Source organism: Geothrix terrae (genome assembly GCF_022808775.1).
Classification (GTDB): Bacteria; Acidobacteriota; Holophagae; order Holophagales; family Holophagaceae; genus Geothrix; species Geothrix terrae.
This window is the reverse complement of sequence record NZ_JAKZLA010000001.1, coordinates 289876-316874: the sequence shown is the minus strand read 5'-3', so window position 1 is coordinate 316874 and position 26999 is coordinate 289876. Positions and strand designations below refer to the sequence as shown.

The window sequence follows — 26999 nt, the reverse complement described above, 5'->3', positions numbered from 1 at the left end:
GCTCGGGCACACTAGGCGGATGCGCAAGCTCGTCCCGCCGCCCCTGCCCTGCCGCCCTCCCTGGTGGGCCCCATCCGGCCATCTGCAGACCATCCTCGGCAACTACCTGCCCGGGGAGCCTTCCCGCCATCCCTCCGAGCCCTTCCGCATCCTGCTGCCCGATGGCGACCAGCTCACGGGCCGCCACTACCCCGGCGAGACGGACGTGCTGGTGCTGGTCTTCCATGGCCTGGGCGGCGACGACCAGGCCCACTACATGCGCCGCACGATCGCCCTTGCGCGCAAGCTGGGCCACCACGTCTGGACCGTGAACCACAGAGGTTGCGGCGAGGGTCGGGGCCTGGCGAAACACCCCTACCACAGCGGCTCCGGCGATGACCTGGGCGCGGCCTTCACCGCCGCGCGGGAACGCCATCCGGATCTCCGCCAGCTGGCCATCGGCTACTCCCTCTCCGCGAATGCCCTCCTGCTGAACCTGGGCGACGGCCTGCCCAAGCCGGCGGCCCGACCCGATTGTGCGATCGCCGTGAACCCACCGGTCGATCTGGGCGCCTGCTCTCTGGCCATCCACACAGGGTTCAGCCGCCTCTACGAGCTGCGATTCATCAAGCGTTGCCGCAAGGCCATCCGCCAGCGGGTGGAGGACGGACTCATCCCTGACAGCTACCGGACGGGTCCTTTCATGAGCCTGCGCGAGTTTGACGATGCCTACACCACGAAGGCGGCGGGCTTCAAGGACGCCGACGACTACTACGCCCGATGCTCCGCGCGGCACCACCTGTCCAAGATCACCGTGCCGACGGTGGTCCTTCTGGCCAAGGACGATCCCTTCATCCCATGGGAACACGCGGCCGAAGCCAACCCCTCACCTTCCGTCCATCTCCACCTGGAGCCGCACGGCGGCCACATGGGCTACCTCAGCCGTGACCTTCCTGGCCATCGCTGGCTGCCCTACGCGGTGGAGCACTACGCCAAGGAGTTGCTCCAAGCGTGAAGGCCCCGCTCCGGATCAGTGGGAGCTCACCGCCATCAGCGCCTTCTCGGGTCCAGTCCCCTGCATCCAGAGAAGGGACATGCCATGGGGGAATAGCGCGATCCTGGGCGAGGCGCAGGTTCCTTCCCGGCATTCGGCCATCACCTTCGGCTTGGACCAGGTCTCGAGGCGGGCCCGGAGCACGACCTGATCCCCATCCTTCCCATGCTGGACCAGAAGAGCGCCTGCGCGCCCGTCGGCGCCCAGGGCAATGGCATAGTCATGGCTCCGGCCCCGGCTGCGGTCGAGACATTCCGCGCCCGGCTCCCAACCTCCATCCTGGAAGGCCCTGACCAGCAGGTGGGAGCCTCCCCCGCTCTCGCGCTGGCACCAGGCGGCGAGGGCCTCCCCGGATCCGTTCATGACCAGGCGCGGCAGCGATATCTCCTGGGCCATCGCCAGCGTGGTGGGTTCCCGCCACTCCCCCGCCACGACATCGAAGAAACAGGCTTCCAGGGTGCTCCGCTGACCATAGGGCGCATGAACCCAGAGCACCACAGCATTCCCGTGATCGTCCATGGCCACCTGGTGGTGGCGGGCGGCATGAGCCACCACGGGCACCGGACGATCGGACCAGATCCGGTCCGTGGGCCAGTGATGGCTGGCCAGCAGCCCATCGAAGAGGCTGTCTCGAGCCTCCCAGAGCACCATGGCGTGCTCGCTGTGATTGGCCGCGAGCTGTGGCGAGGCCACAGGATCCGAAGCCAGCCCGAGGATCGTGGGCCCTTTCTCCCAGGCCTCGCCTCGCGTATCGAAGGAGTGGGCCATCACCTCGATCCTTCCCACCTTCTCGTGAAGCCAGACCACCAGCGCGTTGCCCCTGCGGTCCACCGCGATCTGGAGCTTGCGAACCCACCCGGGTGTCCGGAATACAACCTGTTCCGGGCTCTCACAGGTTCCGAGGGCCTTCCCGAGGATCTGCCGTTCCTCCCCGAGGTCGGCCAACCAGACGGCCAGACCGCGACCCTCAGGGTTGACCGCCAGACGGGGCGTCGTTCCCTCGCCGAAGGGAGCGCGCCTGAGCGCCGGCGCCGCGGCAGCCCCCACGGGCAGAGTCCACAAAGTTCCATGATTCTCCCAGAGGGCGATCCTCCGTCCCCGGTGATCCACGGCCAGCCGGGCCTCCCCCAGATCCCCCCGATCAAGGAGCATCGGCGTCGACCACATCCGGGCGCGCATCGATTCCGGAGCGGGGCGGAATCCCTGAGTCAGGCGCTTGAGAAGTTCCAGGGACATGGGGCGCTCCCATGCAGGGCGGGGGGGGGGGACTGGTGGATTCCGCCCACCTCACCATGTCCCTATAGCCATGTCAACAGAGGCTTATGTCACAAAGATTTCGAATGGAATTTATCGATGCAATCCAATGACTTGCCCTCCCTGCCGCAACGCCTGCACGAGGCCTGGAAGCAGATCAGCCACCACCTGGATCTGCGCGTCGGTGGTGCCCAGGCCCAGGCTGAAGCGGACGGTGCCTCGCGCATGGGCGTCGGACACGCGCATGGCACGCAGCACATGGCTGGGCTCCCGCATGCCCGTGCTGCAGGCGCTGCCGGTGGACACGCAGATGCCATGCTCCGCCAGCTTCAACTGCAGCGCTTCGCCCTCAAGACCCGCGAATCCCACGAGGCTGGTGTTGGGCAGGCGCTCCGTGCCCGCGCCGTGGATGCGGGCCTCCGGGATCTCCGCGAGGATGCGGGCCTCCAGGGCATCCCGCAGACTGCGCACCCGGTCCATCTCCGGTAGCCGCGCCAGGGCCCGTTCCGCAGCCTTGCCCAGGCCCACGATGCCGGGGACGTTCTCCGTGCCCCCGCGGCGGCCCCGCTCCTGGGAGCCGCCCAGCATGAGGGGCTTCACCCTCACGCCCCGGCGGATCATGAGTAGGCCGGTGCCCTTGGGTCCATGGAACTTGTGGCCACTGAGACAGAGCAGATCCGCGCCCCAAGCTGTGGCATCCACCGGGATCTTGCCCATGGCCTGGGTGGCGTCCACCAGGAAGAGAGCCCCCTTCGCCTTCGCGACCCGACCCGCTTCCGCCACCGGGAACAGCACGCCGGATTCGTTGTTGGCGGCCATGACGGCCACCAGGGCCGTGTCCGGGCGCACGGCGGCTTCCAGAGCCGCCAGATCGAGCCGACCCTCCCCGTCCACGCCCACATCCGAGGCTTCGCCTCCCTGGGCTTTCCACCAGGCCACCAGGGCCCGCACGGCGGGGTGCTCCACGGCGGTCGCGACCAGGTGGCGCTTCGTCGGAAAGGCCTCCCACACGCCGCGGAAGGCATGGTTCAGGCTCTCCGTGCCGCCGCTGGTGAAGACGATCTCGGCGGACGTGCAGCCCACCAGGGCCGCCGCCTGCTCCCGGGCGGCCACCACCGCACCATCCGACAGATGCCCGAGGGCATAGGCCGCGCTGGCATTGCCGAAGCGCTCCGTAAACCAGGGCCGCATGGCCTCGAAGGCCTCGGGGTCGAGGGCGGTGGTGGCGTTGTGGTCGAGGTAGATCAGGTCCATGGCTTCATTGTCCCACTCCCGCCCGGTCGCGTAGGAAGGCCAGAGCCTCAGACCAGGGCGGGCGGCCGGGAGTCAGGGGCAGGCCGTTGTGAGTGGCCCGGGGCACCTCCCAGACCCGGACGGGCCCTGGGCACCCCTGGACCAGACGCCGCCCCTGCTCTGCGCTCACCACCTCGTCCTGCCCGGCGATCACCATGGCCACGGGTCCGCCGTAGCCGCGGATGGCCCCCAGGCTGTCCCAGCGATCCCGCATGATCAGCTTCATGGGCAGGTACGGATAGTGGCGGGCGGCCACCTCGGTCATCCGGGCGAAGGGCGCGGCCAGGAGGAGCCCCGCCACCACCTTGGGCTCGGCGGCGGCCACCTGCACCGACACGCCGGACCCGAGGCTCTCTCCCAGCAGAATCACCGGCGCGTTGGATTCCGCCTTCAGCTGGTGCAGTGCCGCCCGGGCATCAGCCACCAGCGAGGCCTCCGACCGCTCACCCTCCCGGGGACCGTAGCCCGGATATTCCAGCAGCACGCCTTCGAAGCCCGCGGCCTCGAGCACCGGAAGGTAGTCCAGTCGGCCCAGGGCATCCCCCGCGTTCCCGTGCAGCACGAGGATCCGGGGAGCACCAGACCTCGCCGCCCGCCGCCAGCCGAGCACGCCCCCCTTCGTGTCCCGCCAGGGCACTAGGCGCGCGCCCACGGCCCGCTGGACGGCCTCCGGCTCGGGCTCGCGATCGGGGAAATACATCATCCGCCGCTGGGTCAGGAAGGCCAGGAGGCAGAGCGCCGCATAGAGCCCGAGACCCCAACCCACCAGCTTGAGGAAGCTGACGATCCAGAGGGGCCAGGATCGGACCAACGCTCAGCCCCCGCTCGCCCGGAGGCCGGCCAGGGCCTCGGCCCGTGCCGCCAGATCCGGCGCTTTGCCCTGGAAGGTCTTCCCCGAGCCACCTCCCTTGGCTCCGAGCATCTCCGCCACGGCCTTGCCGAGGGTGGGCACATCCAGCGCGGAAGCCTCCCCCGCGCTCAGCAGGAAGAGCCCATGCCCGCCCGACTCGGCGGTGAGGAACACCGCCTTGGCGGGATCCGCCGCGAGCACCTGGCGTGCCAGCTTCTGGAGGAAGGCCATGTCCCGGCCCTCGGCGTGGGCCTCCACCAGCCCCTCCGGACGCGCGGCCAGAGCCGCCGCCTGGACCTCGGCCAGGTCTTCCTCCAGCTTGCGGACGCGGCGATCGGCGGCCTGGAGCTGATCCAGCTTGGTCTGCAGGGCGGGCACCAGGTCCTCGTCCGGGGCGCCCAGCAGGGCGCGCAGGGCCGCGTTGCGGGCCTCGTGGGCGCCGAGCCGCGCACGCACCCGGCCGCCCGCCACGTAGAAGAGCCGCGTGCCTCCGCGGATCGATTCGGTGCCCAGCAGCTTGAGGGCCTCGATCTCGCCCGTATGGCGCAGGTGCGTGCCGCCGCAGGTGTTCAGGTCCACCCCGGCGATCTGCACCAGGCGGATGTCACCAGTGTGGCCGTCCGGCAGCCCCCGGGATCGCACAGCCTCCAGCTTGTAGGCCTCTGGGCCCACCCGTCGGGCCGTGATCTCGCGCCGGGCGCGGATCTCATGCGCCACAGCCTCTTCCAATTGCGCCATGTCGCGGAGGGAAATGGAGCTGGCCGCCACTTCGATGTCACAGACCGTTGCCCCCAGATGGAAGGCCGTAGTCTCCCACTGGAACCGGTCCTGGGCCACGGCCGTGAGCAGGTGCTGGCCCGTGTGCTGCTGCATGTGGTCGAAGCGGCGGGCCCAGTCCAGTTCCAGCGAAGCCGGGCCTTCCGCCAGAGGCGAAGCCAGGTAGTGGCGGATCTCACCCTCCCGTTTCTGGACCTCCACGACCGCCACGCCCCGCAGCGTCCCGCGGTCGCTGGGCTGACCGCCTCCCTCCGGGTAGAGGATCGTGTCCTCCAGGATCGCGAAGGGGCGGCCCTGCTCCTCCCCTGTGCGGAGCACGCGGGTCTCCAGGGCGGTGGCATAGGGATCTCGTTCGTAGGCGGGGATCGTATCCATGGGATCAGCCTACCTCGGAGTGATCCCCCGGTCTTTTCCCTTCACCGTGCGTGGCCGGGCCAGGACCGGCAGCAGCGCCAGTGGCAGAAACAGAAGGAAGAGGCGTCCGGGCGGTACCATCCAGAAGGGGGCTCTGGCGAACCAGGCGGCCGCTTCCCGCGTGTTGGCCTGGGGTCCGAAGGCTGCCCCGCCCAGGGCATAGCCAGGTGAGGCGGCCAGGCCTCCCTGCGCCGCCTGAAGACCGAGCGCAAGCCCGCCCATGGCCCACACTCCGATCGAGCAACCGCCCAGTGCGAGTCCACCGATGGCGCAACCACCGATTGCCAGGCCGCCCAGGGCGAGCCCACCGAACGAGACCGTGCCGAAGGCCAAGCCACCGATGGCCAGGAAGGGGCTCAGGGCGAGATCCCCGATGGCGATCCAGGCGCGGGCCGGTCCCTTCATGTGAGGGCTTGCGCCGACCTCCGCCACCGCAAATTCGAAGACAGGCAGCCCGAGAACGACAGTCTTGGAAGTGATCCTCATGACCAGCCTCGCCGGGGATGGTCCTATCCTACGCGCAGACGGGACGCGCTAGGCTGGAAGGACTGTGAGCCACACCACCCCGCTCCCCGAACGCATGCGACCTTCGACGCTGGACGAGGTGGTGGGCCAGGCCCACCTGCTGGGTCCCAAGGGCGCGCTGCGGCGGCTCACGGCCGGGGGTCGGCTGCCCTCGATGGTGATGTGGGGGCCACCGGGCACGGGCAAGACCACCCTGGCCCGCATCCTGGCGGAGGCCACGGGGCATGGCTTCATGGAGTTCTCGGGCGTGAGCGGCAGCGCGGCGGAGCTGAAGAAGTTCCTCCAGGAGAGCCGGGTGATGCCCCTGTTCCGGACGGTGCCGCCCGTGGTGTTCCTGGACGAGATCCACCGCTTCAACCGGGCCCAGCAGGACATCCTGCTGCCCTTCCTGGAGCGCGGCGAGGCCATCCTCATCGGCGCCACCACGGAGAACCCGGCCTTCTACCTGAACCCGGCGCTGCGCAGCCGCTGCCAGCTCATCGCCCTCAAGGCCCTGGAGCCGATCCACATCCAGCAGGTGCTCAAGCGGGCCTGGACCAAGGAGCGGCCCGGGCAGCCGGAGCCCGCGGAGGTCTTCGAGTGGCTCTCCCACTGGGCCGGCGGGGACCTGCGCTCGGCGCTATCCGGGTTGGAAACCTGGATGGAGATGCCGGATCCCGACCTGGAATCCCTCCAAGGCGCCCTGGGCGGCCGCATGATGTTCGACCGCGCCGACGGCCACTACGACCTGGCCAGCGCCTTCCAGAAGAGCCTGCGGGGCTCCGATGCCGATGCGGCCCTCTACTACCTGAGCCGCATGATCCGCGGCGGCGAGGATCCCCGCTTCATCGCCCGGCGCCTCATGGTCTGCGCCGCCGAGGATGTGGGCAACGCCGATCCCCAGGCCTTCATCCTCTGCGAGGCCGCCAGCCGCGCCGTGGAGCAGATCGGCTGGCCCGAGGCCCGCATCCCCCTGGCCCAGGCGGTGATCTACGTGGCCAACTCGGCCAAAAGCAATGCCACTGTGCTGGCCGTGGACGCGGCCCTTGCGGCGGATGACGCGCCCATCCCCGAGTCCATCCGCGACGCCCACACGGCCACGGCCCGGAAGGCCGGCCGGGGCGCGGGCTACCACTATTCCCACGACGACTACGACCGGGAGCAGGCTTTCCTGCCCGACAAGCTGCAAGGTCAATCGTTTTACGAACCGAAGCGCCCCCAGGAGCGCAGCTGGCGCGACCGCCAGGAACCCGATTCGGCGGCCCTCTCGACCCTCTGGGAGGCCTGGGTGGAGGCGCATCCCGAAGGCGGCGAGCTGCCCCTGGACGCCTGGAGCACCGAGCTGGCCTGCAGCCGCGAGGCCCTGGCGCGGTCCATCCACAGATTGGCCCAGGGGAAGTTCACCCTGGGCCGGAAGTTGGAAGCGAGGCCGATCTGATCAGTCGAGGTGCCCCATGCGCCCCTCCTGGTAGTCCCGGATGGCCTGCTCGATCTCATCGTGGGTGTTCATCACGAAGGGGCCGTAGTGGGCGATGGGTTCCCGGATGGGTTCCCCTGCCAGCAGCATGAGGCTGGCGGAGGTCACGGCCTCCAGGGCCAGGGTGTCCCCTTCGCCGAGCAGGGCCACGGTGTCGGCGGGCGCCTCCGTCCCCTCCACGCGGACCGTTCCGCTCAGAGGCACCACGGCGGCGATCCATCCTTCGGGAATTGCCTGCTGGAAGCGGGCTCCGGCCTCCAGCTCCAGGTGGGCGTAGGCGATCCGCGCCGGGGTCTGGGCCGGACCCGTCACGCCGGCCCAGGTGCCCGCCAGCACGCGAAGGCGCCCACCGGGGAGGGCCTGCCAGGGCATGGCTTCCGGCTGGAGGTCCGTGTAGCCGGGCGCGGATCCCTTGGCCGCCTTGGGCAGGTTGATCCAGAGCTGCACGCCCTCGATGGGACCGCCGGTCTCGAGGTGCTCCGGCACCGGCATCTCCTCGTGGACGATGCCCGAGCCCGCATTCATGAGCTGGGCGCCGCCCGGCCGCAGGAGGCCGGATCCGCCCGTGCTGTCCCGGTGCCGGAAGGCGCCCTGGATGAGGTAGGTCAGCGTCTGGAAGCCCTTGTGGGGATGGGGCGGGAAGCCCGCATCCGTGCCCGGCGGCAGCACCATGGGACCGAAGTGGTCCATGAGCAGGAAGGGGTCCATGGCGCGGAAGGCATCGGCCCCCCGGTGCCCCTGGCCGGGCACGAGACGGGTGAGGGGAACGCGGTTGCCATCCTCCGTGGGGAGGCCGGGCACGAGCGTGGCGACAGATTTGATGGTCATGGCGAAACCTCAGGCGAGATCGAAGAACAGGACTTCGGCGGGCGATCCGGCCGCCACGGTGAGGGAGGGTTCCCCTTCGATGCGGGCCGCATCTCCGGCGCCCATGGCCAGACCGTTGAGCGTCACGGTCCCCTTGGCCACATGGAGGAAGCCGGCGCGCCCGACTGGTGCCGCGGCCTGGACCTCGCGGCCGGGATCGAGGCGCGCCGCGAAGACCTTCACATCCTGGAAGAGCTTCACGGATCCCTCCGCCCCGTCCGGACTGGCGATGAGCCGTAGGCGGTTTCCCAGCTCGGAGTCGGGGAAGGCCACCTGGTCGTAGCGGGGGGCAAGGCCCTGGCGCTCGGGCACGATCCAGATCTGGAGGAAGTGCACAGATTCCGAGGCCGAAGCGTTGAACTCGCTGTGGCGGATGCCCGTGCCGGCGCTCATGACCTGGGCCTCACCCGGCCGGATGACGCCATGCGTCCCCAGGCTGTCGCGATGCTCCAGGGCCCCTGAGAGCACCCAGGTGAGGATCTCCATGTCCCGGTGGCCATGGGTGCCGAACCCTTTGCCAGGTTGGACGCGGTCCTCGTTCAGCACGCGCAGGGCGTGGAACTGGGTGTGCTCGGGATCGAAGTACTCCCCGAAAGAGAAGGTGTGGCGGGTGTCGAGCCATCCGAAATCGAAGTGGCCCCTGGCTCCGGCTGGTCGCAGCGTGATCATGGCGCCTCCTGGATCCATTTTAGATGTTTAAACTCGTATTTCAACCCCCTCCTGAAAAAAAACGGCACCGATGGATGACCTGGACGTATCTTTGGGGCATCCGACGGAGGCCGCCGTGATCACGCGGGTACTGGTGGGTGTGGACTTCTCCGAAGCCTCGAGACAGGCGCTGGAGCGTGCCGGGAACTGGGCATCCCGTTGCGGCGTGCCTCTGGTGGCCATGCACGTGCTCCAGCCTCCCGCTCCCATGCTGCCCGAAGCCCAGATCGCCCTTCCCGACCCCGCCTGGCTGAAAAGCATGGAGGACCATGCCCGGGAGCAGCTTGAATCCTGGGTCAAGCCCTTTGGCGGGACCGAGGTCATCGTGAAGTGGGGCGGGCCCGCGGAGGAGCTGGTGTCCGCGGCGGATCCTACGACCCTGCTGGTGGTGGCCCAGGTGGGTCACTCCACCCTGGAGCGGCTGCTGTTCGGCAGCACCGCGGCCCGGGTGGTGAGGTTGGCGCCCTGTGACGTGCTGGTGGTGCGCACCGAGAAGGCTCGGTAGCTCACAGCGACGCCACTAGTGCCTCGAAGGCCGGGGCCTGGCGGTGGAGAATGGCCTCCGCCGCGCGTTGCAGGCCTTCGAGATGCTCGGGGCTGGTGTCGTCCATTTCACTGAGGCCCGCGTCGAGATCCGTCTGGAAGCGGAGGTAGCGCGGCCTGCCGTCCGCGCCGGCAGGAAGGAGCTGGCGCAGCTGGTAGTCCACGGTGTCCGCCACGCCATCGAAGATGACGTCCAGGATGGGCCGGGCCCAGCCCGCCACACCCCAGCCCTTCGCCTCCTCGTAGCGGTAGGGCGTGGTGTGGATGCCCGTGCCGAGGGACACCAGCAGGATGTCCTCGGCGCTCCCGCCCAGCCCCTGCCGGGCCTCCGCGTAGGCGCACATGGCCGGGTTGTTGGCGAAGACGCCGCCGTCCACCAGCACGTCCCGGTCCCCGGGCCAGGACACCAGCAGGGGCTCGAAGTAGGTGGGCGCAGCGCTGGTGCCGCGGGCCGCCACGCGCATGGGCACGTCATAGCGGACGTCCGCGCGGGCCCTCCGGCGGCGATAGAAGAAGGCATCCCGCTTCTCGAGGTCGTAGGCCGTCACCAGAACCTCCACCAGGGCTTCCTTGAGGCGGGCTTCCCCGAAGTACTGCGCCAGCACACCCTCCAGGCCGTCCGACGGGTACTTCGCCGCCCGCAGGCCCATGGGGTTCGTGAGGCGCCGCCAGAGGCTCTCGTCGAAGATCCGGGCCCCCTCCTTCAGGTAGAGGCCGGCCAGGTCCTGGGCCGAGTAGCGGGGCCGCCCACCCTCCCCCGGCACCGCGAGCCCCAGGGCCAAGATGCCGCCCGTGCTGGTGCCGGCGATGAGGTCGAAACAATCGGCCACAGCCCGCCCGGTCCGCCGCTCCAGCTCCGCCAGCACCAGGGCTGGGATGAGGCCACGGATGCCGCCGCCGTCGATGGAGAGGATGCGGAAGGGTTGGGGCATCCGGCATTTTATGCGTAGAAAACGGGCCATGCGGCCCATTTTCTGCGGTGGGAACGGCGATCAGCGGTAAGCGGGAATCCCCGTGACCTCCTGCCCGATGATGAGGGTGTGCATGAGGCCCCGCTCCGTCGAAGCCGCCACAGACGGCCGAAACGGGAGGGCCCGCCATCCGGCGGGCCCGATCGCGGGTGGACGACTGCCACCCGAATCAGCGGTAGGCGGGAATCCCCGTGACCTCCTGCCCGATGATGAGGGTGTGCATGTCGTGCGTGCCCTCGTAGGTGTAGACGCTCTCGAGGTTGGCCATGTGGCGCATGACGGGGTACTCGTCGAGGATGCCGTTGGCGCCGAGGATGGTGCGGGCCTTGCGGCAGACCTCCAAGGCGATGTTCACGTTGTTCATCTTGGCCATGGAAACCTGGGCGGGCGTGAAGGTCTTGGCGTCCTTCAGCCGACCCAGCTGGTACACCAGGAGCTGGCCCTTGGTGATCTCGGTGACCATCCAGGCCAGCTTCTCTTGCTGGAGCTGGTAGCTGGCGATGGGTTTGTCGAACTGGATACGGGTCTTGGCATAGTCCAGGGCGCACTGGTAGCAGGCGTCCGCGGCACCCAGGGCGCCCCAGGCGATGCCGTAGCGAGCCTGGGTGAGGCAGCCCAGGGGGCCCTTGAGACCCTTCACGTTCGGGAGAAGGGACGTCTCCTCGTCCACGATCACGTCCTCGAGCACGAGCTCGGAGGTGGTGGAGGCGCGCAGGCTCCACTTGCCCTTCATCTCGGGGGCGCTGAAGCCGGGGGTGCCCTTCTCCACCAGGAAGCCGCGGATGCCGTCCTCGGTCTGGGCCCACACCACGGCCACGTCGGCCACGGTGCCATTGGTGATCCACATCTTGGTGCCGTTGATGCGCCACTTGCCGCCGGGCTCGCGCACGGCCTTGGTGAGCATGCCGCCGGGGTTGGAGCCGAAGTCGGGCTCCGTGAGGCCGAAGCAGCCGATCTTCTCTCCCGTGGCCAGCTTGGGCAGCCAGTGCTTTTTCTGCGCCTCGCTGCCGTAGGCGTAGATGGGCCACATGACGAGGCTGCCCTGCACCGACGCGAAGGATCGCAGGCCCGAATCGCCCCGCTCCAGCTCGTACATGAGGATGCCGTAGGCCACGTTGGACACGCCCATGCAGCCGTATTCCTCGGGCAGCGCGGGGCCGAAGAAGCCCAGCTCACCCATCTTGGGGATGAGGTGCTTGGGGAAGGTCTGCTCCTGGGCGTGCTTCTCGATGATGGGCAGCACCTCGGCGTTCACGAACTTCCGCGCGGTCTCGCGGATCATCCGTTCTTCCTCGGTGAGCAGGCCCTCGAAGCCCATGTAGTCGGTGATGTGAGTGAACGTGGCGTAGGCGCCGGCCATGGAAACCTCCTGGATTGCCCTGAAGCCTCGGGCGGGGAGTGGGAAAACGACGCTGCAGCAGCGCGCCGGGGCCAGTTTAGCGCCCCCCTGAAACCCAGGCAGCAGAGCACCGGCCCCCACACCCCAGCTTCCTGTCACGGCAGGAATCGCTTTGACGGAGTGTCAATATTCCAAGAACAGTCACTCCCCTTCGAGCATCCGCGGACCGGTGGCGTGGGGGGTCTCGTGGCAGTGACGGCAGCGGGCCTCGTAGGCCTCGGCGGCGCCCACCAGCACCTGGCCGCCGGTTTGCACCATGCGCTGGGTGCGCCCGGCCAGCGCGCCGCACACCATGCAGATGGCCTGGAGCTTGGTGACGTACTCAGCCTTGGCCAGCAGGATGGGCATGATGCCGAAGGGTTCGCCATTGGAGTCCTGGTCGAGGCCGCCGGCAATGACGCGCACGCCCCGGTCGGCGAGATCCTCGATGATGGGGATGAGGCCCTCGTCCATGAACTGCACCTCGTCCAGGGCCACCACCTCGGCTTCCGGATCCAGGTGACGTGCCAGCTCCACGCTGTCCTTCACCGGGATGGCGTCATGCTTGCGCTGGCTGTGGCTGGCGATGGCGGAGACGTCATAGCGGTCATCCAGGGCTGGCTTGAAGACCTGGACCTTCTGCCGGGCGATGATGGCCCGCTTGATGCGCCGGATCAGCTCCTCGGACTTGCCCGAGAACATGGGACCGCAGATCACCTCCAGGCAACCCTGGCGCTGGTGCACAAACATCGGAAATCCTTTATCGCTTGGGCCGCGGGGTGGGGTCGGGATCCTTGGCCGGGGCCATGGGGTCGGGGAGGCTGGTCAAGTCGGGAACGGGATTCTTCCCGTCCACGGAGCTCCCCAGCAGCTTCGCCAGCGCCGAACCGTCACCCTTCGGAGCGGCCATGCGGAGCGCCCATTCATGCCGGAGGCGCGTGGGCCCTTCCGGCACGACCCGGACATCCACCGGCTGGAGGCTGGCCAGCCCCAGGTTCACGGAGCCGCGCTGGTTGGGCACATACACCGCCAAGGGAATGACGAATCCCAGCACGACCAGGGGCCACAAGAGCGGGCTGGGCTCCCAGGCCTCGGGCGCCAGGTCGGGGTGGCCTTCCACCCACGGCCGGACCACCCTGACCGCGGTGTCTCCCGATTTGGTCTCCAGCAGGCCCGCCTCCAGGAGGTCCGCGATGGCCTTGCAGGTATCCAGTTCCTCGTAGCGACTGATCTGGGTGATCTCCCGGGCGCTCTGGGGGTGGTCAAAATAGGAGAGGACCATCTCCTGCTCATGGGTGAGCCCCGAAGACCCGTGCACCTGCCCCTTCCCATCCAGCACCGCTGACACTTCGCGGTCGATGTCGAGGTGGAGGGCCTGGGCCCTGGGTGATTTCCCGAGGGGCGTGTCGAGCCCCGGCAGGCGACGCTCCACTTCGGGCCACTCATCCTGGATGCGGGCGGCCTCCATCAGCACGGTGTCCACCGGGATCGGCACGAAGTGCTCCCGATCCAGGTCCGTCGGCAGGAAGGAATCGAATCGGTAGTCGCCCTCCACCCAGCGGAAGGTGCGGTGGAGGATGGCGGTGGCTTGGTTGAAGAGCGCGTCCTGCAGGTCCGTGGGAGTGACCTTGCCGCTTTCGAGGAGCAGGGTTCCCATGCGCTTGAGGGTCTGCCGCTGGACCTGGACCATGCCCAGGAGCTCCTCGCCGGTGAGCCGGCCCAGGCGCACGAGCATGGTGCCCAGGCGGTCCTCCATGCGGACCTGGTTCGAGTCGCAGCCGACGATCTCGCCGTTCTCGAAGAAGACTTTGACGAACTCCTGCCCCTGGGATAGCACCAGGGTGCCGTTCTTCCCCTGGATCTTGATCATGTTGAACAGGGAGAAGAGGTCGAAGTCCCGGAGGGATCCTTCCAGCGCCATCTCAGGCCCTCCTCAGGATCAGCTTCAACCAGGAACGGAGGTAGAACACGGCGACCAGGACCGCCCCGAGGGCCATCCATGTGGAGGTGGGATCGGGGAGGGCCTCCCCCGGGTACCGCACCGAACGCCCGGTAGCGAGGACCATGCCCGCGGCGAGGCACAGGGGGATGAACTCCATCAGGGCCTCCCGCGTCTCCCCCAGGAAGGCCAGGTCACAGCCGGGCAGCAGGACGATCAGGGTCTTGTGGATCCAACGGGTGTTCCGCTGGTGTTCCGCCACCTCGTCGAGCTTCTTCCGCCGGCTTTCCGTATGGAGGCCGTCCCGCAGGACGAAGAGGTGGTGGCACTTCGAGCAGACGTCGGGGTCAGGACTGTCCGTGGTGTGGTAGGGCTCCCCGCAACGGATGCACTGCCCCGGGTGGGCCAGCCGGAGGCTCCTCCGGACCCGCAGGAGGAAGGCCGAGATGCCGATGAGGGGCAGCAGGAGGGCTGCCAGGAAGGCGGGCTCGGAAAGGGGCAGACGACCCGCCTTGCTGTGGGTCCCGGCGGCTTCCGCGAGCGCCTCTGAGCGGGCGGCCGTGTCGGGCATGGGGATGGGGTATGCCCGCACATCCTTCCGGGCGTCATTCAGGGCGATGAGACTCGCATAGGCCTCGGGGTCCGCTGCCTTGGCCTCGTCCTGCTTGGAGGCTCCCAGCGCGGTATCGAGCCGGTTGAAGGCGAGGACGCTCTGGTTGAGGAGGATCTCCATCCGGGTGCCGGCGCGTTGCGCCTCCTGGAACGTCTTCTCCGCACCCGCGATATCTCCCAGCTGGTACCGGGCGACGCCGAGGTTGTTCAGCACTTCCGCCTGGTCCGGATGGCGACCCACCAGGCCCTGGAAAGTCCCTTCGGCCTCCTTCCACTGCTGGTTCTGGAGCTGTTCCCAGCCATTGAGGAATACCTGATCGGTAGGGGGCAGCAGCTTCAAGGCCTCCGCCGGGATCGGCTGGACATGGGGCTGCAGCTGAAGGGTCTCGATGCTGGGCGCCGGGTCGCGGGCCGCGAGAGGCTCCATGACGGCCAGAACGGGATGCACCAGCTGGAACAGCATGATGAAGACGGTGACCTTCACCTCGATGGGCAGCAGGAAGGGGGCCAGCAGGAAGAGCCAGACCAGGGCGGCCACCAGGGGATCCAGGCCCAGGAGCACCGGCCCCGCGAGGATGATGGCTCCAATCAATGCGGACAGGGCCGGGCTGATCCCCTTGTGCTGGAGCGGCTCCTCCCAGATGTGCCGGAGCACGTGGCGATAGCGCAGCCCCATGGTGAGGGCCCAGCCCCAGAGCAGCAGCGTGGCGCTCAACCGCAGGATCCCCAGGTGCTGCAGCAACCAGAGCCAGCGGTGGGCGGGCTGCTCGAGGCGCTGGCGGGTGAGGCGGAGGAGATCCGGGAAGCTCCAGAGCCATCCCCGAGGGCCCTGCTGGCGCATCAGCGCGATCCTGGTCCCGAGCAGCGTGGGGTGGTCGGGCGCCCATCGCTCCACGGCCTGGAGCGCCTCCAACCCGAGGTCCGGCCGACCGGCCAGGCCTTTCTGCCGGGCCCAGAAGGCTGCGGCTTCCACCAGCGGAGTGACATCCATCGTGGAATAGGTTCGGCGGAGCATCTCGACTTCGAGCTGGGCGGCCCTCACCGCTTCCGGATCCCCCTTCGACAGGGCCTCGAACAGATGGTTCGCGCGATGGCTGAGGGCGACGGCCGATTCGGTGGCCGTCGCCGCGGGCGCCCCAGCCGAACCACTGGGCACGGCCGCGGGGCCGGCCTGCAGGAGGCCAACCCACGCGCAAGCCGCGAGAACCGTCGCGCGGAAGATTCGGGTGAGTCCCATGCCCTTCCTTTCGAAGCTCATGGCTTGGGATCCCCGGGGACGCCTGCCGCCGGTTTGAGGTCCATCAGCCGCATGCGCAGTCCGTAAAGGAGATCCTCGAGCTGGCGCGTTTCAGCATCATCCCGGGAAGCTTCGGTCTTGTCCTTGAGCACGCCGAGCAGGTCCACGTAGAAGCGCGCCACCGCCGGGTTCGCGGGAGGCACGTCCTTCATCATCGGGTGAGGCACGCCGAGGGCCAGAAGTGCCTGCTCCGCCAGGAGATGCATCAGGGCGGTCAAGGACGCTTCCGGCACCGCAGGATTCATGGGCTACCTCAAACACTTTCAGGACTTGTCTGCCGGGAAGCCTACCACAGCCCTTCTTTTCCCGCATCTGAGGCTAAATGCCCCGAGCCCAGGGGGCAAGGGAGACCGGGGAAGCGCTTTTTTGACGAAAAGCACTCGGCGTGGGAGCAGCCCTGTGGAACGATGGATGGGTTTGGAGGAAACCCCATGCGACGCCTCATCTCAGCGCTCCTCATTCCGGCGGCCTGCCTGTCCCTGTACGCCGAGACCACCGGTCGCATCAGCGGCAAGGTGGTGACCAAGGACGGCAAGCCCGTCGCCGGAGCCAAAATCATCCTGAAGCGCCTCGACCGCGCCTGGACCAAGGAACTGACGTCCGACAAGAAGGGCAACTTCCTCCAGGTGGGCTTGGACCCGAAGGAGTTCGAGTTCACCGTCAAGGCTGAAGGTTATGTCGAGCACAAGGAGATGATCCGGATTCCCCTGGCCGATGTGCTGGTCAAGGACGTCACGCTGTATACGCCAACCGAAGCCCGCACCATGGCCCCTGCCACAGGCAGCCCCCAGACCGCTCCGGAGGACCCCGGAGCCGCTCTGGACGCTGAGGGCCGGGATGCATTCAACGCCGCCATCCCGCTCTACAACGAAGGCAACTACGCCGAAGCTCTGCCCAATGTGGACAAGGCCTACAAGACCCTGACCGATGCCATGGGCAAGCTGAAGGACGAAACGGCCAAGGCTGAACTGGCGCCTGAGCTCCTGAAGATCGAGCGCGTGCTGGGCATCTGCATGGCCCAGGCGGGTGAGAAGAAAGAAGCGGCCGAGCCTTACCTCCTGAAGGCCCTGGAGCGGAACCCGAAGGACGAGCGCGTGATCGCCGCCCTCATTGAGACCAGCAAGGCCAAGTCCGACAAGGCCGCCGAGCAGAAGTACACGGCCATGCTGGAAGCCGTCCAGGGACCCAACCCGGACGTGATCTACAACAAGGGCGTCGAAGCCTTCAACGCGGGCAAGACCAAAGAGGCGAAAGCCCACCTGCTGAAGGCCCTGGAAGTGGACCCCAAGTACGCCGAGGCCCACTACCTGCTGGCCATGGTCGAGTTCGGCGAGAACAACCTGCGCGGCACCAAGCAGCACCTCGAGAAGTACATCGAGCTCGCGCCCGCGGGCAAGAACGCCGCTACGGCCCGGGAGATGCTCAAGGATCCCTCGCTGAAGAAGATCAAGTAGTCATCCGCGGCGAAAAGAGGGGCCCCGACCGGGGCCCCTCTTTTCGCCGTTGGACAAAGATCAGAGCAATTCCAAACTGATGGGGCAGTGGTCGGAGCCCATCACGTCGGCGTGGATGCGGGCGTCCTTCACGCGGTCCAGCAGGGTGCGGCTGGCGAGGAAAAGGTCGATCCTCCAGCCCACGTTCCGCTCCCGGGCGCCGCCCCGGGCGGTCCACCAGGTGTAGAGGCCCGGCACCTCGGGATTCCGCTCCCGCAGCACATCCGCCAGACCCGCGCCCAGGTAGAGCTTGAAGTCCTCCCGCTCCTCGGGGGTGAAGCCGGGGTTCTTCACGTTGTCTTTCGGGCGCGCGAGGTCGATCTCCTCCGGAGCCACGTTCATGTCGCCGGTGAGGATCACCTGGTCTCCGGCCTGGTGGCGCTTCGCCACGATGGCGGCGAGGTCACGGGCGAACTGGCGCTTGAAGGGAAGGCGCACCAGGCCCTGGGAGGCGTTGGGAAAGTAGCCGCCGATGAAGACGAGCTGGTCCTTCCGCGAGAGGATCATGCGCCCTTCGGCGTCGTAGCCGTCGATGCCGAGGCCCTTGGTGTGGGAGAAGCCCAGGTCCTTCTTGGAAAAGGTCGCCGAGCCCGCATACCCCTTCTTGCTCGTGGCGGGGAACCAGCAGACGTCGTAGGCGCTCTCGATCTGGCGCCGCACGCCCAGATCCGCCTCCTCCCACTCGCAGCGGATCTCCTGGAGGGAGAGGACATCCGGTTCCGCCTCCTCCAGCCAGTCCATGAAGCCCTTCTTCAGGACCGACCGGAAGCCGTTCACGTTCCAGCTGTAGAAGCGCATGGGTCCTCCCTCAGGAGACCAGTCTGGCATAAGCTTCCGGATCGAAACCAATGACCGTGGCCTTGGGATGCACCAGGATGGGCCGCTTGAGCAGGTTGTTGTCCTGGACCATCAAGACAATGGCCTCTGCCTTGGATAGCTTCCGGTCCTTCAGCCCCAGCTCCTTGTACTTCGGGCTCTTCGTACCCAGCATGGGCGCGGGGTCCGCGGGCAGCAGGCGCTCGAGCTCGACGGCCTCCAGGGGCTTCCGGTAGTAGTCGCGGATCTCGACATCGATGCCAAGTTCCGCCAGCTTCGCCTTGGCGTTCCGGCAGGTGGTGCAGCTCGACTTTATCCAGAGGACTGGCTTTGCAGGAATTCCAGCCTTCACAGCTCCTCCACGAAGCGATCCAGCAGCCGGTCCGTCCGCCAGCGCAGCCAGCCCAGCAGCACGAAGCCGGACCACCCCTTGAGGCGGCCCTCCAGACGGAGGTGGGCGCCCTTGGGGTCCGGGGAGACGACCAGCGAGCCGGACTCCTCGCTGCCCGCCAGAATCCTGGACCACTGCAGCACCAGGCGATCCGCCTCGACCGAGGGAGTCTGCCAATGGCGCAGAGACCGAAGGCTCCGGAAGCCCGCGGGGCCCCGATCCCGGAGCCTATCGGCCACCAGGTCGAAGGGCGCGTCTGTGAGGATCTCCGCCTCGAAGCTGAAGACGGGGTGCTTCACTTCACCAGGAATCCGGGCAGCGCGTCAGCAGGCGGAGCCACCAGGTAAGGCTTGCTGGCGCTGTCGCTGGCGGCCAGCAGCATGCCGTGGCTCTCGATGCCCATGAGCTTGCGGGGGGCCAGGTTCGCCACCACCACCACCAGCCGGTTGAGCAGGTCCGCGGGCTCGTAGGCCTTGCCGATGCCACCCACGATGGTGCGCTGCTCCAGGCCGATATCCACCTTCATCTTGATGAGCTTGTCGCTCTTGGGTACACGTTCCGCTTCGAGGATCTTCCCCACGCGGAGGTCCACCTTGAAGAAGGTGTCGGCGTCCACGGTCTCGCGGATCTCCGGCACGTCCAGGGTGGGCTTGGTTTCGGCGGGGGCCGCGGAGGCCTCGAGGTCACTCATTTCCTTCTCCTTGTCGATGCGCTGGAACAGGGGCCTGGGCTCGCCGATGGGACCGATGGCCGGGCCATCGAGTGCGAAGCCGTGGAAGGTGCGCTGGCCCACCTGGTCCGCGTGGCCCAGGGATTCCCAGAGGCTCTGGGCCATGTCGGGCATGACCGGCGCCACCAGCAGGGCGGTGGCGCGCAGGGCCCGGTAGAGGTTCGCCAGGACCGCGTCCAGCTTGGGGTCGTTGGCGGGGTCCTTGGCCAGCTTCCAGGGCTCGGCCTTCACGATGTAGCCGTCCAGGGCGCGCAGGTAGGTCCACAGCGCGTCCAGAGCGCCGTGGAAGTTGTTCGCCCGCGCCTGCTCCAGGTACTCGGGGAAGACTGCGAGCAGCTGCTGGGCCATGTCCCGATCGAGGTCGTCCATCACGGTGGGTATGGGCACCACGCCGCCCCGGTAGCGCTGGATCATGCTGAGGGTGCGGGAGGTCAGGTTGCCCAGGCCGTTGGCCAGGTCCGCGTTGAGGCGGTCCATGAAGCCCTCGTAGCTGAAGCCGCGGTCGTGGCCCACCTGCATGTCGCGCATGAAGTAGAAGCGCAGGGCGTCGTTGCCGAAGCGCAGGAGGGTGTCGGGCCGGACGACGTTGCCCTTGCTCTTGGACATCTTGTCCTCGCCCATGAGCCACCAGCCGTGGGCCAGGATGGTGGTGGGCTGGAACATGCCCGCCGCCATGAGGAAAGCCGGCCAGTAGACCGCGTGGAAGCGGAGGATGTCCTTGCCCACGAGCTGGAGGTCCGGCGGCCAGGTGTTGGCGGGACAGCCTGTGAGGTAGTTGAGCAGCGCGTCGAACCACACGTAGATGACGTGCTTCTCGTCGCCGGGCACGGGAATGCCCCAGGTGATGCTGGTGCGGCTGATGGAGAGGTCCTGGAGGCCGCCCTCCACGAAGCGCTTCACCTCGTTGAAGCGGAAGTCCGGCTGCACGAACTCCGGGCGTTCCTCGTACAGCTTCAGGAGGCGGTCCTGGTAGGCGCTGAGCCGGAAGAAGTAGGTCTCCTCCTCCAGTTCCACCAGCTGGTGGGCGAGGCCCTGGGCCTGCAGCTCCTTGGCCTGAGTCTCGGTCACATAGGCCTCGTCGCTGACCGAATACAGCCCCTTGTAGGTGGCCTTGTAGATGTCGCCCTTGTCCAGCAGGCGCTTGAAGAGGCGCTGCACCTGGGCCTTGTGATCCTCGTCCGTCGTGCGGATGAAGCGGAAGTGGGTCATGCCCATGCGCTGCCAGAGGTCCGTGTAGTTGGCCACCACCTCGTCCGCCAGCTGCTTGGGCGTGATGCCGCGGGCGGCCGCGGCCTTCTCCACCTTCTGGCCGTGCTCGTCCGTGCCCGTGAGGAAGTAGACCTCCTCGCCCCGCATGCGGTGGAACCGCGCGATCACGTCCGCCAGCACCGTGGTGTAGGTGTGGCCGATATGGGGCCGGTCGTTCACGTAGTAGATGGGCGTGGTGATGTAGAAGGGCTTGGACACGGCAACTCCGAGCCTTCCAGTCTACCGGCCCCGGCCCCGCTCGGCGAGTCAGGCCCGCCGGCTCTTCCAGCAGGTGGCCACATGGTCATCCACCAGGCCCATGGACTGCAGATAGGCGTACATGATCGTGGGCCCCACGAAGGTGAAGCCCCGCTTCTTGAGCGCCTTGCTCAGGGCCTCCGCCTCCGGGGACACGACCGGGACCTCCGCCAGGGAGCGCGGCCGGTTGACCTTCGGCGCACCGCCCACGAAGGCCCACAGGAAGGCGTCGAAGCTGCCGAATTCCGTCTGCACCGCCAGGAAAGCCTGGGCGTTCTTCCGGGCCGAGAAGACCTTCAGGCGGTTGCGCACGATGCCCGGGTCCTGGAGGACACCCTCCAGCTCAGCGTCCGTCATGGCGGCGACCTTCACGGGATCGAACCCGTGGAAAACCCGCCGATAGGCGTCCCGCTTGCGCAAGACCGTGATCCAGCTGAGCCCCGCCTGGGCCCCCTCCAGCACCAGCTTCTCGAAGAGGCGCCGGTCGTCATGCTGGGGGACACCCCATTCCTCGTCGTGGTAGGCGATGTAAAGCGGGTCTGAGCCGCACCACCCGCAACGGTCAGTCAGGAGGCCCGCCCAGCCCTTACAAAACGCATAAGCGGGCGGCCGCGCCCCCCGATTCTGCGCTGGAACGAAGAACCAATCAGGCCTCGACCACCGTCGCCTTGATGATGCGGTCGTTGGCCCGGATGGCCTGGACCACCTTGATGTCGGCATCCGAGGCGCACTGGCCGAAGACCGTGTGGACACCGTCGAGATGGGCCACATTGCGGCGATCGCCGTTCACCACGAAGAACTGGCTGCCGCCGGTGTCCTTGCCGGCGTGGGCCATGGAGAGGGCGCCCAGCTTGTGCTGGTGGGGGCTGCCGGCGGTCTCGCACTTGATCTTCCAGCCGGGACCGCCGGTGCCGGGCATGCCCGAGGCGCCGGCACGGGTGTTGGGGCAGCCGCCCTGGATGACGAAGTCGGGGATGACACGGTGGAAGGCCAGACCGTCGTAGAAACCGGACTCGATGAGCTTGACGAAGTTGGCCACGGTGCCGGGGGCCTCCTTGGGGAAGAGCTCCAGGTTGATGTCGCCCTTGTCGGTCTGGAAGAGCACGCGGGTCATGGTTCACCTCTCTGCGTCAAACCACCAGAATAGAAGGCGGATCCCCCGGAGTCAGCATGAACTTCCTGCGCGCCCTGCCCTGCCTCTTCCTGGCCTTCGGCCTCCGGTCCCAGGCCCCCGGTCTCGAGGCCGTGGTCCGTGGTGGTGGAGACCTCACCCTCGACGGGATCCCCTATCGCCTGGAACTCGCCTCCGTGGCCTCCATCCCGGCCCGGTCGGGCCTGCCGCCCCTGGTCCGCCTGACAGGCCGCCTGGTCCCCGAGGAACCCGCCCGCGCCTTCGACCTGGAGCTGAGCGTCCTCAAGAACGGCACCCTCTACATGCTGCGGGTGGTGCGTCAGAGGTCTGGCGGTTACCCGGACTCCTGGGCCGCCACGGGGAAGACCCGGGTGCGGTTCACGCGGTTGGAAGACCACAGTGGGGGACGGCTGGAGCTGGCCTGCTCGGGTCCACTGACCGGCGTCATCGGCAGGAAGCCCAGGAATGCCACCTGGCACGGCTCCCTCTGGGCCGAGCTGCCCTGAGACCTCGGGACCATTGATCGCATATCATCAAAGGTTCCGGAGGTTTCATGAAGCTCCATCCCCTCGTTCCCGCCCTTGTGCTGCTGGGATCCGTCTCCTTTCTGGGTTGCCGCAAGGTTCCCCTGACGCCCAAGACGCCCATCCCGGCGGGAACGGTCGTGTTCCGCTTCACCCGGAAGGTGCAGGGGCCGGTGGAGCTGAGCCTCGACGGAGCCCGCATCCCGGTCCAGCAGCTGCCCAAAGGGGCCACCAGCCTCATCGTGAAGGGCCTCGCCTCCGGCAAACACCGCTTCTTCCTCACCAGCCAGCGCGAGACCTTCAGCCCCGATCTCGGCGAGCTGGACATGGCCGGGGACAAGGGCCTCTACCAGATCACGCTGGTCCAGAAGCTGGATGCCGTCCTCTACGGGAAGCCGGATCCCCTGCCCACCGCCGAAGGGCTCCCCGGCGTGACCGCGGTCCTCGCCAAGTAGCGATGGCGCTGGTGGCCCGCACCCATCGGGCAGACCTCTTCATCGGAGGGCGGGGAACCCTGATGGGCCGATTCCTGGCCGCGGGCCTGCCCGTGGCCTCGGCCTGCTCAGGCCGGGGGGCCTGCGCCCGGTGCGTGGTCACGATCCTGACTGGCGCCACCCATCTGACCCCGCCCGGCCCCCATGAATCCCAGACACTGGCCCGCAACGGAGCCGGGCCAGACCAGCGGCTCAGCTGCCAGTGTCGGGCCACGGATCCGGCCGCCGAGGTCCTGGCCACGACGGGCTACTGGTGAAGCGCGCGACCTGGCTCACCCTGGGCATCCTGCCCCTCCTGGCCGCGGGGGGATTCATGGCGTGGAAAGCCCGGGCCGTCGCCAGGGAGCTGGTGGACCCGCCCTTCTACCATCCCCAACCTCTGTCGCGAGTGGAGGCCACCTACCAGGAGCTCGCCGCGGGAGGCGATGGAGACCCCGGCGGCGTCTGGTCCTCCGAGGAGGTGGACGGGCTCCAGCTCTGGCATCTCCGTCGGCGTGCGCCATCCCCCGGCGTCGTGCTGCTGCTCCACGGATTCGGCGATGACCGCTGGGGTACGAGCCCGGCCCTGAAGTGGTTCCCGGGGCTCGATGCGGCAATCTTCACCTACCAGCGCCGGGACGACGCCCTGCGGAGCGGCAGCGTCGCCCCCGCAGTGACCTTCGGCGTGACGGAATCGCAAGACGTGATCCGCATCGTCCACCACCTGGAGGCCTCGGGCATCCCCCGCCGGAGGATCGCCCTCATGGGCCGGAGCCTGGGTGCCTCCGTGGGCCTGCTGGCTCTGGCTGACCTGGAGCGGGAGGGCCGCGGGCCTCTCGCCGGACTGGTGTGGGAAGGCGCCCCCGCCAGCAGCCGGAGCTTCGCGGAGCGCCTGGTGCGTGGACCGGTCGACCGGTGGTGGCACCTCCTGGCTCCCCCCATCGGGGCCCTGGCCAGCCGAGCCGCCGGCCACATGGGCGGTTATGATCCTGCGGACACGGATCTGCTGCGCCGGACCGCGGGCCTCCGCTTCGCCACGCCCAGCCTCTGCTTCCTGGCCACCCAGGACCGCCTGGCCCCGCCTGAGGTGCAGCGGGCCATGACCGCCCGCTTCATCACCAGCCGGGTGATCGAGGTACCCACCTGGCACCTCCATTGCTCCGAGGTGCTGGGCCCCCGGTACGCCGGAGCCATCCGCGAGGCCACGGACGCCTGGTTCCGGAATGAGGAAGGGGGCCGCTGAGGGCCCCCTTCCGGGTCGTGGCAGATGGACGGGCTAGTCTTCCTCGTGGGCCGCGACCGTGGCGCGCAGCAGCTTGGGCGTGATGCGCTGGACGATGGGTTCGAAGACCTTGTTCACCAGTTCCTCATCGTACTGGACCTCGGCGCCGGTCCCCGCCACCTTCACACTGGTATCGTTGACCTTGTCCTCATCCTTCCAGGCGCCCAGGATCTCGCCGGTCTCCACTTCGATGAGGCGGATGTCCAGGCGGCCTGAGAACGAGGCCTTCTTCACGTTCACGCTGCCGGCCACCGCGCCAGCCGTGCTGTCGCCCGTGAGCTTGCCCACCAGGGCGCCCACGCCCCAGCCGGTGCCGAAACCACCCTCCTTGTAGGCGAAGCGGGTGACCTTGCCGGTCATCACGTACTTCACACCCAGCAGCTTGCCGATCTTCTGCACCGTGGCGGTATCGACCTCGCCGCTCTGCTGGAAGTTCAGCTCCTCGCGGATCTCGGAGAGCCGCTCACGCTCGATGACGCGGATCTTGCCCCGGCCCTTCTCCATGATCTCCGTGGTGAAGAGGTCCCGGAGCTGATTGGAGATGGTGCCCATCTGGTTGCCCCAGCCGCCGAAGCGCCAGCCGTGCCAGGCATCCGGCGCGGCCTTGAATTCGAGAATGGCGATGCGGGGCAGCTTGGCCTTCTCTTCCTTAGAGAGTTTCTTCTGGGCAAGGGCCGGTGTGGCGACAGCCAGGGCGGCCAACAAGGCCAGGAGCAGCTTGCGGAAGCGCATGGGGACTCCGAGGGTGGGGGGTAGTTGGCTACTCGTCGATCAGCTTGCTGCGAAGCTCCTTGCCGAGCTTGAAATAGACCACGCGCTTCGGCGGCACCTGGATGCTCTCGCCGCTGCGGGGGTTCCGTCCCTGCCGGGCCCGCCGGTCCCTCAGGCGGAAGCTGCCGAACCCGCGGAGCTCGACCCCCTCGCCGGTCCGGAGGGACTCGATGATGCTCTCCAGGAATGTGTTCACCAGGAGATCCGCATCCTTCTTTCCCAGTTCGAGCCGCTCCATCAGGTGCCGGGAGAGGTCAGCTTTGGTGAGGGTCTCCATCGCTTCCATGGGAACTCCGAAGGGGGTGAGGGCTCAGGTGGCTTGAAGGCAGTCCTCAATAAATCCCCATCCATGCCTTCCGGTCAAGAGGGATATCCTCACCCATTTGAAAAAAAGGGGGGCGATGCCCCCCTTTTGGCCAAACCATCCGGCGGGTCAGTCCATGAGCCATTCGAGAAGGAACCGGGGGCCCTCGCCGCTGGCGCCATGGGTCCGGTAGTCCCGCTCCTTGCCCGACCAGCTGCCCGCGAGATCCACGTGGGCCCAGGAAGCGTCGCCCACAAACTCCCGGAGGAAGAGGCCGGCGGTGATGGTGCCGCCCCACCGGATGCCGGTGATGTTCTTCAGATCGGCCAATGGGCTCTTCAGCAGCTCGGCATACTCTTCCACCAGCGGCAGCTGCCAGAGATACTCACCCGCAGCGCTTCCGGCGTCCAGCAGGCGGTCCACCAGCTTCTGGTCCGTGCCCATGACAGCTGAGACGCCGTCGCCCATGGCCACCAGCGCCGCCCCGGTGAGGGTGGCCAGATCCACCACATGGTCTGCGCCCAGTTCCCCGGCGTAATGGAGCAGGTCCGCCAGGACCAGCCGGCCCTCGGCGTCCGTGTTGAGGACCTCGATGGTCTTGCCGCTGCGGCTGCGGAGGACGTCGCCGGGTTTGTAGCTGGTGCCCGAGGGCATGTTCTCCACCAGCCCCATGAGCCCGGTCACCTGGACCGGGATCTCCAGCTGGGCACAGGCCGCCAATGTCGCGAGCACGATGGCCGCACCAGTCATGTCGTCCTTCATGGTCTCCATGCCCGAGGCGTCCTTGAGGGACAGGCCGCCGGAGTCGAAGCAGACGCCCTTGCCCACCAGCACCACGTGCTTCTTGGGCTTCTCCTTGGGCTTGTACTCGAGTTTCACCACCCGCGGGGTGCGCGGGCTCCCCTGCCCGACCGCCAGGACCGAACGGAAGCCACCCTTTTCCAGAGCAGGGACATCCAGCACCTCGCAATGGAGCTTGTGCTGCTTGGCCAGTTTCACAGCCATTTCGGCGAACACTTCGGGATAGAGATCACCCGCGGGGGTGTTGGCCAAGTCCCGGACGCGATGGCAGGCGGCCACGCCGGCCTCGATGGCGGGCAGCTTGCGGCGCGCCTTCCGGGTGTCGTCGCCGTTGGTGAAGATCTCGATGGACGAGAACTGCTTGGGGTCCTGTTTCCCGCCCTTGAAGGCCACCAGGTCATAGTTCGCGAGCAGCGTGCCCTCGGCCACGGCGGACTGCACCGCGTCGTGGTCCAGGGTGGAGGTGGATGGCGAGAGCACGCCGATCTTCTTCCACTTCTTCTTGAGGCAGAAGCGGCCGGCGGTTCCCACCGCCTTGCGGATCTTGTTGAGCGTCACCTTCTCTTCATCGCCGAGGCCGACGAGCACCATCCAGCGGCTCTCCTTGACGCCATTGGGATGATGAAGCGGCACAACTTCGAGATAGTCCGCCTTGAAATCCTCTTCATCCATCACCTGGCGCGCGACCTTGCTGATGGCAAGTGGCAGGCGATGGCGTTCACGCCCTGAGAACACGGGGACGATCAAGGCGTCTCCCGCGAAGTCCTTACCCGTCTGAGAGCTGATATCCACTGAAGGCATGGAGGTTCCTCCTGGCCCAAGAGCCTAGGTCCTGATCGGAAAAAAGAAAAGCCTGTTT

Annotated in this window: 30 protein-coding genes; 8 read left to right on the top strand and 22 right to left on the bottom strand. The window is 67.8% G+C overall.

The genetic code is table 11. The features are described 5' to 3' along the window. Window positions 1-19: 19 nt before the first annotated feature. Window positions 20-994, top strand: a complete 975-nt coding sequence (locus MLE42_RS01515) for a YheT family hydrolase (RefSeq protein ID WP_243286110.1) — start codon at window positions 20-22, stop codon at window positions 992-994. A 15-nt stretch (window positions 995-1009) separates the two neighbouring features. On the opposite strand, the gene MLE42_RS01510 is transcribed toward MLE42_RS01515, so the two are convergent. The 5 genes from MLE42_RS01510 to MLE42_RS01490 all read right to left on the bottom strand — a co-directional run bounded on the left by MLE42_RS01510 (window position 1010) and on the right by MLE42_RS01490 (window position 6107). Beyond that, window positions 1010-2269, bottom strand: coding sequence for a hypothetical protein (locus MLE42_RS01510; RefSeq protein WP_243286109.1), 1260 nt, complete (start codon window positions 2267-2269; stop codon window positions 1010-1012). Between the two features lie 111 nt (window positions 2270-2380). Beyond that, a complete protein-coding gene (locus tag MLE42_RS01505) occupies window positions 2381-3541 on the bottom strand; it encodes a cysteine desulfurase family protein (protein ID WP_243286108.1) in 1161 nt (386 codons plus the stop codon). Window positions 3542-3545: 4 nt separating this feature from the next. Next, window positions 3546-4391: an alpha/beta hydrolase gene (locus MLE42_RS01500; RefSeq protein WP_243286107.1), complete on the bottom strand. Its 846-nt coding sequence runs from the start codon at window positions 4389-4391 to the stop codon at window positions 3546-3548. 3 nt (window positions 4392-4394) lie between these two features. Then, window positions 4395-5582, bottom strand: coding sequence for an alanyl-tRNA editing protein (locus MLE42_RS01495; protein ID WP_243286106.1), 1188 nt, complete (start codon window positions 5580-5582; stop codon window positions 4395-4397). A gap of 9 nt (window positions 5583-5591) precedes the next feature. Next, complete coding sequence (locus tag MLE42_RS01490; RefSeq protein ID WP_243286105.1) at window positions 5592-6107, bottom strand: hypothetical protein; 516 nt, start codon at window positions 6105-6107, stop codon at window positions 5592-5594. Between the two features lie 64 nt (window positions 6108-6171). On the opposite strand from MLE42_RS01490, the gene MLE42_RS01485 reads away from it, so the two are divergent. Then, window positions 6172-7563, top strand: a complete 1392-nt coding sequence (locus MLE42_RS01485; protein ID WP_243286104.1) for a replication-associated recombination protein A — start codon at window positions 6172-6174, stop codon at window positions 7561-7563. On the opposite strand, the gene MLE42_RS01480 is transcribed toward MLE42_RS01485, so the two are convergent. Both MLE42_RS01480 and MLE42_RS01475 read right to left on the bottom strand, forming a co-directional pair. Next, window positions 7564-8430: a pirin family protein gene (locus MLE42_RS01480; RefSeq protein ID WP_243286103.1), complete on the bottom strand. Its 867-nt coding sequence runs from the start codon at window positions 8428-8430 to the stop codon at window positions 7564-7566. It lies immediately after the preceding gene. Window positions 8431-8439: 9 nt separating this feature from the next. Further along, window positions 8440-9138 (bottom strand): pirin family protein, encoded by a 699-nt coding sequence (locus MLE42_RS01475; protein ID WP_243286102.1) that lies wholly within the window; start codon window positions 9136-9138, stop codon window positions 8440-8442. Between the two features lie 115 nt (window positions 9139-9253). Between MLE42_RS01475 and MLE42_RS01470 the strand changes: the two genes are divergently transcribed. Then, window positions 9254-9682 (top strand): universal stress protein, encoded by a 429-nt coding sequence (locus MLE42_RS01470; RefSeq protein WP_243286101.1) that lies wholly within the window; start codon window positions 9254-9256, stop codon window positions 9680-9682. 1 nt (window position 9683) lies between these two features. Here MLE42_RS01470 and MLE42_RS01465 read toward each other — a convergent pair whose 3' ends face one another. The 6 genes from MLE42_RS01465 to MLE42_RS01440 all read right to left on the bottom strand — a co-directional run bounded on the left by MLE42_RS01465 (window position 9684) and on the right by MLE42_RS01440 (window position 16135). Then, window positions 9684-10652: a patatin-like phospholipase family protein gene (locus MLE42_RS01465; RefSeq protein ID WP_243286100.1), complete on the bottom strand. Its 969-nt coding sequence runs from the start codon at window positions 10650-10652 to the stop codon at window positions 9684-9686. Between the two features lie 208 nt (window positions 10653-10860). Beyond that, on the bottom strand, window positions 10861-12051 hold the full coding sequence (locus MLE42_RS01460) for an acyl-CoA dehydrogenase family protein (protein ID WP_243286099.1): 1191 nt from the start codon (window positions 12049-12051) through the stop codon (window positions 10861-10863). A gap of 180 nt (window positions 12052-12231) precedes the next feature. Further along, window positions 12232-12819, bottom strand: a complete 588-nt coding sequence (locus MLE42_RS01455) for a thymidine kinase (protein WP_243286098.1) — start codon at window positions 12817-12819, stop codon at window positions 12232-12234. Window positions 12820-12829: 10 nt separating this feature from the next. Then, entirely contained in the window at window positions 12830-13990 is a 1161-nt protein-coding gene (locus MLE42_RS01450) for a DUF4388 domain-containing protein (protein ID WP_243286097.1), read from the bottom strand. A gap of 1 nt (window position 13991) precedes the next feature. Beyond that, on the bottom strand, window positions 13992-15857 hold the full coding sequence (locus tag MLE42_RS01445; protein WP_243286096.1) for a tetratricopeptide repeat protein: 1866 nt from the start codon (window positions 15855-15857) through the stop codon (window positions 13992-13994). 17 nt (window positions 15858-15874) lie between these two features. Then, window positions 15875-16135, bottom strand: a complete 261-nt coding sequence (locus MLE42_RS01440) for a DUF1844 domain-containing protein (protein ID WP_243286095.1) — start codon at window positions 16133-16135, stop codon at window positions 15875-15877. 213 nt (window positions 16136-16348) lie between these two features. Here MLE42_RS01440 and MLE42_RS01435 point away from each other — a divergent pair, with 213 nt between their 5' ends. Beyond that, window positions 16349-17371, top strand: coding sequence for a carboxypeptidase-like regulatory domain-containing protein (locus MLE42_RS01435; RefSeq protein ID WP_243286094.1), 1023 nt, complete (start codon window positions 16349-16351; stop codon window positions 17369-17371). Window positions 17372-17431: 60 nt separating this feature from the next. Here the strand turns inward: MLE42_RS01435 and MLE42_RS01430 are convergent, their stop codons facing one another. The 6 genes from MLE42_RS01430 to MLE42_RS01405 all read right to left on the bottom strand — a co-directional run bounded on the left by MLE42_RS01430 (window position 17432) and on the right by MLE42_RS01405 (window position 21967). Continuing rightward, on the bottom strand, window positions 17432-18208 hold the full coding sequence (locus MLE42_RS01430; RefSeq protein WP_243286093.1) for an exodeoxyribonuclease III: 777 nt from the start codon (window positions 18206-18208) through the stop codon (window positions 17432-17434). Between the two features lie 10 nt (window positions 18209-18218). Continuing rightward, the gene (locus tag MLE42_RS16250; RefSeq protein WP_243286092.1) at window positions 18219-18578 is read right to left on the bottom strand and encodes an arsenate reductase family protein; all 360 of its coding nucleotides are present in this window, start codon (window positions 18576-18578) and stop codon (window positions 18219-18221) included. After that, a complete protein-coding gene (locus tag MLE42_RS16245) occupies window positions 18575-18916 on the bottom strand; it encodes a hypothetical protein (protein ID WP_243286091.1) in 342 nt (113 codons plus the stop codon). Before MLE42_RS16245 ends, MLE42_RS16250 begins: the two co-directional genes overlap by 4 nt. After that, window positions 18913-20814 carry a methionine--tRNA ligase gene (gene metG, locus MLE42_RS01415; RefSeq protein ID WP_243286090.1) on the bottom strand — a complete coding sequence of 634 codons (1902 nt, stop codon included), beginning with the start codon at window positions 20812-20814 and terminating at the stop codon, window positions 18913-18915. Before metG ends, MLE42_RS16245 begins: the two co-directional genes overlap by 4 nt. Window positions 20815-20862: 48 nt before the next feature. Continuing rightward, a complete protein-coding gene (locus tag MLE42_RS01410; RefSeq protein WP_420843060.1) occupies window positions 20863-21423 on the bottom strand; it encodes a DNA-3-methyladenine glycosylase I in 561 nt (186 codons plus the stop codon). A 76-nt stretch (window positions 21424-21499) separates the two neighbouring features. Next, window positions 21500-21967, bottom strand: a complete 468-nt coding sequence (locus MLE42_RS01405) for a peptidylprolyl isomerase (protein WP_243286089.1) — start codon at window positions 21965-21967, stop codon at window positions 21500-21502. Between the two features lie 56 nt (window positions 21968-22023). Between MLE42_RS01405 and MLE42_RS01400 the strand changes: the two genes are divergently transcribed. From MLE42_RS01400 to MLE42_RS01385, 4 genes are all read left to right on the top strand, one after another. Next, a complete protein-coding gene (locus tag MLE42_RS01400) occupies window positions 22024-22491 on the top strand; it encodes a hypothetical protein (RefSeq protein ID WP_243286088.1) in 468 nt (155 codons plus the stop codon). A gap of 47 nt (window positions 22492-22538) precedes the next feature. Further along, window positions 22539-22964 (top strand): hypothetical protein, encoded by a 426-nt coding sequence (locus tag MLE42_RS01395; protein WP_243286087.1) that lies wholly within the window; start codon window positions 22539-22541, stop codon window positions 22962-22964. Between the two features lie 62 nt (window positions 22965-23026). Beyond that, window positions 23027-23260, top strand: coding sequence for a 2Fe-2S iron-sulfur cluster-binding protein (locus MLE42_RS01390; RefSeq protein ID WP_243286086.1), 234 nt, complete (start codon window positions 23027-23029; stop codon window positions 23258-23260). After that, window positions 23257-24225, top strand: coding sequence for an alpha/beta hydrolase family protein (locus MLE42_RS01385; RefSeq protein ID WP_243286085.1), 969 nt, complete (start codon window positions 23257-23259; stop codon window positions 24223-24225). Before MLE42_RS01390 ends, MLE42_RS01385 begins: the two co-directional genes overlap by 4 nt. 33 nt (window positions 24226-24258) lie before the next feature. Here MLE42_RS01385 and MLE42_RS01380 read toward each other — a convergent pair whose 3' ends face one another. From MLE42_RS01380 to MLE42_RS01370, 3 genes are all read right to left on the bottom strand, one after another. Then, window positions 24259-24996: a CsgG/HfaB family protein gene (locus tag MLE42_RS01380; RefSeq protein ID WP_243286084.1), complete on the bottom strand. Its 738-nt coding sequence runs from the start codon at window positions 24994-24996 to the stop codon at window positions 24259-24261. Between the two features lie 28 nt (window positions 24997-25024). Continuing rightward, a complete protein-coding gene (locus MLE42_RS01375) occupies window positions 25025-25321 on the bottom strand; it encodes an HU family DNA-binding protein (protein ID WP_279341050.1) in 297 nt (98 codons plus the stop codon). Window positions 25322-25468: 147 nt separating this feature from the next. Continuing rightward, the gene (locus tag MLE42_RS01370; RefSeq protein ID WP_243286083.1) at window positions 25469-26941 is read right to left on the bottom strand and encodes a leucyl aminopeptidase; all 1473 of its coding nucleotides are present in this window, start codon (window positions 26939-26941) and stop codon (window positions 25469-25471) included. Window positions 26942-26999: the final 58 nt, after the last annotated feature.

Bases quoted from the DNA above. Each gene is read 5' to 3' on its own strand.
- MLE42_RS01490 (WP_243286105.1), bottom strand. From the start codon at position 6,107: ATGAGGATCACTTCCAAGACTGTCGTTCTCGGGCTGCCTGTCTTCGAA.
- MLE42_RS01495 (WP_243286106.1), bottom strand. From the start codon at position 5,582: ATGGATACGATCCCCGCCTACGAACGAGATCCCTATGCCACCGCCCTG.
- MLE42_RS01510 (WP_243286109.1), bottom strand. From the start codon at position 2,269: ATGTCCCTGGAACTTCTCAAGCGCCTGACTCAGGGATTCCGCCCCGCT.
- MLE42_RS01375 (WP_279341050.1), bottom strand. From the start codon at position 25,321: ATGGAAGCGATGGAGACCCTCACCAAAGCTGACCTCTCCCGGCACCTG.
- MLE42_RS01430 (WP_243286093.1), bottom strand. From the start codon at position 18,208: ATGCGCTTCTACAGCTGGAACGTGAACGGCTTCCGGTCGGTCCTGAAG.
- MLE42_RS01380 (WP_243286084.1), bottom strand. From the start codon at position 24,996: ATGCGCTTCCGCAAGCTGCTCCTGGCCTTGTTGGCCGCCCTGGCTGTC.
- MLE42_RS01445 (WP_243286096.1), bottom strand. From the start codon at position 15,857: ATGGGACTCACCCGAATCTTCCGCGCGACGGTTCTCGCGGCTTGCGCG.
- MLE42_RS01390 (WP_243286086.1), top strand. From the start codon at position 23,027: ATGGGCCGATTCCTGGCCGCGGGCCTGCCCGTGGCCTCGGCCTGCTCA.
- MLE42_RS01475 (WP_243286102.1), bottom strand. From the start codon at position 9,138: ATGATCACGCTGCGACCAGCCGGAGCCAGGGGCCACTTCGATTTCGGA.
- MLE42_RS01455 (WP_243286098.1), bottom strand. From the start codon at position 12,819: ATGTTTGTGCACCAGCGCCAGGGTTGCCTGGAGGTGATCTGCGGTCCC.
- MLE42_RS01515 (WP_243286110.1), top strand. From the start codon at position 20: ATGCGCAAGCTCGTCCCGCCGCCCCTGCCCTGCCGCCCTCCCTGGTGG.
- MLE42_RS01405 (WP_243286089.1), bottom strand. From the start codon at position 21,967: ATGACCCGCGTGCTCTTCCAGACCGACAAGGGCGACATCAACCTGGAG.
- MLE42_RS01450 (WP_243286097.1), bottom strand. From the start codon at position 13,990: ATGGCGCTGGAAGGATCCCTCCGGGACTTCGACCTCTTCTCCCTGTTC.
- MLE42_RS01465 (WP_243286100.1), bottom strand. From the start codon at position 10,652: ATGCCCCAACCCTTCCGCATCCTCTCCATCGACGGCGGCGGCATCCGT.
- MLE42_RS01400 (WP_243286088.1), top strand. From the start codon at position 22,024: ATGAACTTCCTGCGCGCCCTGCCCTGCCTCTTCCTGGCCTTCGGCCTC.
- MLE42_RS01370 (WP_243286083.1), bottom strand. From the start codon at position 26,941: ATGCCTTCAGTGGATATCAGCTCTCAGACGGGTAAGGACTTCGCGGGA.
- MLE42_RS01480 (WP_243286103.1), bottom strand. From the start codon at position 8,430: ATGACCATCAAATCTGTCGCCACGCTCGTGCCCGGCCTCCCCACGGAG.
- MLE42_RS01505 (WP_243286108.1), bottom strand. From the start codon at position 3,541: ATGGACCTGATCTACCTCGACCACAACGCCACCACCGCCCTCGACCCC.
- MLE42_RS01435 (WP_243286094.1), top strand. From the start codon at position 16,349: ATGCGACGCCTCATCTCAGCGCTCCTCATTCCGGCGGCCTGCCTGTCC.
- MLE42_RS01460 (WP_243286099.1), bottom strand. From the start codon at position 12,051: ATGGCCGGCGCCTACGCCACGTTCACTCACATCACCGACTACATGGGC.
- MLE42_RS01395 (WP_243286087.1), top strand. From the start codon at position 22,539: ATGAAGCTCCATCCCCTCGTTCCCGCCCTTGTGCTGCTGGGATCCGTC.